At 53.3% G+C, this 3,483-nt stretch carries 6 protein-coding genes; 2 read left to right on the top strand and 4 right to left on the bottom strand.

The genetic code is table 11. The annotated features are described in order from the left end of the window. The 4 genes from VGP75_RS14820 to VGP75_RS14805 all read right to left on the bottom strand — a co-directional run. The coding region (locus VGP75_RS14820; protein ID WP_327544402.1) for an exonuclease domain-containing protein at positions 1 to 342 on the bottom strand (342 nt) is incomplete at its 3' end. After that, positions 335 to 925: a dephospho-CoA kinase gene (gene coaE / locus VGP75_RS14815; protein ID WP_327544401.1), complete on the bottom strand. Its 591-nt coding sequence runs from the start codon at positions 923 to 925 to the stop codon at positions 335 to 337. The genes coaE and VGP75_RS14820, both read right to left, overlap by 8 nt. Next, positions 922 to 1,749, bottom strand: a complete 828-nt coding sequence (locus tag VGP75_RS14810) for a shikimate dehydrogenase (RefSeq protein WP_327544400.1) — start codon at positions 1,747 to 1,749, stop codon at positions 922 to 924. Before VGP75_RS14810 ends, coaE begins: the two co-directional genes overlap by 4 nt. Next, entirely contained in the window at positions 1,746 to 2,345 is a 600-nt protein-coding gene (locus VGP75_RS14805; RefSeq protein WP_327544399.1) for a Maf family protein, read from the bottom strand. The genes VGP75_RS14810 and VGP75_RS14805 overlap by 4 nt, the downstream gene beginning before the upstream one ends. A 404-nt stretch (positions 2,346 to 2,749) precedes the next feature. Between VGP75_RS14805 and hemJ the strand changes: the two genes are divergently transcribed. Both hemJ and VGP75_RS14795 read left to right on the top strand, forming a co-directional pair. After that, a complete protein-coding gene (gene hemJ, locus VGP75_RS14800) occupies positions 2,750 to 3,199 on the top strand; it encodes a protoporphyrinogen oxidase HemJ (protein WP_327544398.1) in 450 nt (149 codons plus the stop codon). A gap of 119 nt (positions 3,200 to 3,318) precedes the next feature. Then, a partial coding sequence (locus tag VGP75_RS14795; protein ID WP_327544403.1) for a Rho termination factor N-terminal domain-containing protein occupies positions 3,319 to 3,483 on the top strand: 165 nt, incomplete at its 3' end.

The raw sequence follows: 3,483 nt of genomic DNA, 5'->3' as shown, positions 1-3,483 counted from the left end.
TTCGGCATTGAGAAATTTCATGTCGAATGCCGCGTTATGGATCACCAGTTTCGCATCTCCGATGAAATCCACGAAATCCTGCGCGATATCCTTGAAAAGCGGCTTATCGCGCAGCGTTTCTTGCCCCGGCTTGGGTTCTTGCGGTGGTTCCAGCAGGTCGGGTCCAATGCCATGCACGCCAAAGGCCTCAATCGGCATCGACCGTTGGGGGTTGATATATTGATGATAGGTGCGGCCCGTCGGGACGTGACCCATCAATTCAACTGCACCAATTTCAACAATGCGGTCGCCCTCATGGGGTTCAAAACCGGTGGTTTCCGTATCAAGTACGATTTCACGCATCTGTTTGCCCTGTCAGTTTCGCGATCAGGTGTCGCACGGCCTGTCGGGTGCCGTCCAGTGTCAGGGTTTCAATAATGTGGTCGGCACAGGCCCGTTTTTCAGCATCCGGCATTTGGCGTTCCAAAATCCGCTGAAACTGGCTTTCGGTCATGCCCGGGCGGGCCATAACGCGCTCTCTTTGCACATCTGCGGGGGCTGTGACGACAAGGACCGAGGACAGCCAGTTCTGTGCACTGGTTTCGAACAAAAGCGGGATATCCAGAACGACCAAAGGGTCGCTATGGGACGCAAGAAACGCCGCGCGGTGCTCTGCGACCAGCGGATGCACGATCTCTTCGAGTTTTCCCATGACGCTGAGATCATCCGCAATCATGTTTTTTAGCCGCTCGCGGCTGACATGATCGTCCTCGATCGCTTCGGGTAATGCGGCGCTGATTGGGCCAACCGCCGCGCCACCTTTGGCATAAAGCGCATGAACCGCTTCATCCGCGTCCCAAACCGGGATCCCTTCATCACGAAACATTTGGGCTGTTGTAGATTTTCCCATTCCAATCGAACCGGTTAATCCCAACATATGTGTCATGCGAGAACCGCCGCGCGGGTGGCATCATCAACCTCTGGCCTTTTCCCGAACCATCTTTCAAAGCCAGGCACACCCTGATGCAACAACATCCCGAGCCCATCAACCGTTCGGGCACCTTTCGCCTCGGCCGCTTTGAGAAACGGTGTCCGCAAAGGATTATACACAATGTCGGTCACGACCGCGTCTTTCGAGAGCGCATCTAGGGGCACTTTGAATTCCTGCGCACCCACCATGCCCAGCGATGTGGTGTTGATCACGGTGTTCGCACCATCCAGCATTTGATCAGCCTGCACCCAATCCACGACTGACACACGGGCGCCGAAATCGGCGCGCAGGGCCTCAGCCTTGGGGCGGGTCCGGTTTGCAATGATGATTTCGGGAACACCTGCGTCAGCAAGGGCCACAATAATCGCACGGGCAGCGCCACCTGCCCCGAAAATGGCAGCCGGGCCTGCTTTGGGGTCCCAATCCGGCGCACCCTGACGGACATTTGCCATGAATCCATAGCCATCGGTGTTGTCCGCAAAAATACGCCCGTCTTCTTTGAAAATAAGGGTGTTCGCCGCACCAATCAGCGTAGCGCGATCTGTGATCTGATCGGCATACTGCATCACGCTGACTTTATGCGGCAAGGTGACGTTCGCGCCGATGAACCCCTGCTTTGAAAGATTACGTAAAGTGCTTTCCAGCGCGTCTTCTGAGACCTGAAGCGCGGTGTATTCACCTTCAATGTCGTAACGTTGCAGCCAATAGCTATGGAGCTTTGGCGAAAGCGAATGACTGATCGGATTGCCGATAACACCGGCGCGGGGAATACTGGTCATGAGGGTAATGTTCCGCGAAGTGTCAGATATGACAAGAGTTCTAAGAGCGGCAAACCAAGGACAGTGAAATAATCTCCTTCAATGCGTGTAAAAAGTCGCACTCCTTCTTCTTCCAGCTTATAGGCGCCGACAGAATGGCGGATACTGTCCCAGTTTCGTGCGACATAATCGGTAAGATAGGCGTCAGACGCGTCGCGCATATGTAGTCGAACGATCCCGACATGGCGCCAAAGCGGTTTTCCTTCACCATAGATCACAGCAGCTGACAAAAGCTGGTGTTTTTGACCGCGAAGGGACTGAAGTTGCGATAGGGCCTCGGCGGGTGTTTCAGGTTTGTTGAAGATCCGGGGGCCCATTGCCAGAATTTGATCACAGCCGATCACCAGCGCATCAGGGTGACGGGCCGCGACACGCTGGGCCTTCAATTCTGCCAGCGTGTCGGCAATATCGCGCGGGCTGGCAGTTTCGGCCAAAAGGGACGCGCGTACTGCATCCTCATCGACGCGGGCAATGGATACGTCAAAATCGAGCCCCGCGTTTCTGAGCAATTGCGCACGGATTTCCGAGCCTGATGCGAGGACGATCTGATCGCTCATGTGGATAACCTTTTGGACAAGTCTTGTGTCAAAGTGCGGATTGATACGGGCATAACTAGCAGGCTGCGGGGGTTTGTGTAGAACTGACATGCGCCAAACAGTCCCACCAGGTTTTTTCCACGGTGGGTATGAATAAGTCGGGCCTGTGGAGGAATCGCACTGATTGGAGAGGCAATGCTGAGTCTGATCAGTTTAACTAGAAAAATATTTCATTCAAGTTACTGTTTTTAATAGTATTTTTTCGCGATTTCTGATCTTCGACAAGTATCTTGGAGAAATCACACCTCGGGATAAATCTGAGGATGAAAAAACAACCCACAGAAAATCGGGTGACAAATAACAACATCATCTTTTCTTTCTCTTTATATTTATTAAGGAAGAGAGGAGCAAAGAAGGCGCAAAACATGATGGATTTTTTGAGTGGTATTTATCCGTGGATCAAGGCACTCCACATTATGGCCGTGCTCGCGTGGATGGCTGGATTGTTCTATCTACCGCGCCTGTTTGTTTACCATGCTGAGAAAGCCGCTATTGGGTCAGAGCTGGATCAGACGTTTCAGATCATGGAAGAGAAACTTCTGCGGGTGATCATGAACCCTGCGATGATTGTGGCGTGGATTGCCGGTCTGATCATGATTGGTTTGGGTGCGTTTGACTGGGGCGCGGCATGGTCCTGGGTCAAGCTTGTCTCGGTGATCTTGATGACTGGCGCGCATGGCTGGATGAGTGCACGACGCAAAGAGTTTGCAGCGGGCACGAATACACGGTCAGGGCGGACGTACCGGTTGTTTAACGAGGTGCCCACAGTTCTGATGGTGTTGATTGTTGTGGCGGTAATTGTGCGGCCCTTCTAAGCGCGATTGACTCAGATGCTTAGCGTGCCTATGTGTGGCTATGCTTCCCGTCCGGGAAAGTGATTTTCCATTCCAAACCGTAGAAATGCTGGCATCCGTGCTGGCAGCAGGATTTACTCATGTCACAGCACCGTTTGAACCTCGCTGATCTGAAGGCGCAGAGCCCGAAGGATTTGCTGTCTTTGGCCGAAGAGCTCGAGATCGAGAACGCATCGACGATGCGGAAGGGCGACATGATGTTCGCCATCCTGAAAGAACGGGCGGACGAGGAATGGGTCATCGGT

Source organism: Yoonia sp. (assembly GCF_036007805.1).
GTDB lineage: Bacteria > Pseudomonadota > Alphaproteobacteria > Rhodobacterales > Rhodobacteraceae > Yoonia.
The sequence above is the reverse complement of the archived record's forward strand: the minus strand, read 5'-3'. Positions and strand labels throughout refer to the sequence as shown.

Coding starts and splice junctions, on each gene's coding strand:
- coaE (WP_327544401.1), bottom strand. CDS start 925: ATGACACATATGTTGGGATTAACCGGTTCGATTGGAATGGGAAAATCT.
- VGP75_RS14810 (WP_327544400.1), bottom strand. CDS start 1,749: ATGACCAGTATTCCCCGCGCCGGTGTTATCGGCAATCCGATCAGTCAT.
- VGP75_RS14805 (WP_327544399.1), bottom strand. CDS start 2,345: ATGAGCGATCAGATCGTCCTCGCATCAGGCTCGGAAATCCGTGCGCAA.
- hemJ (WP_327544398.1), top strand. CDS start 2,750: ATGATGGATTTTTTGAGTGGTATTTATCCGTGGATCAAGGCACTCCAC.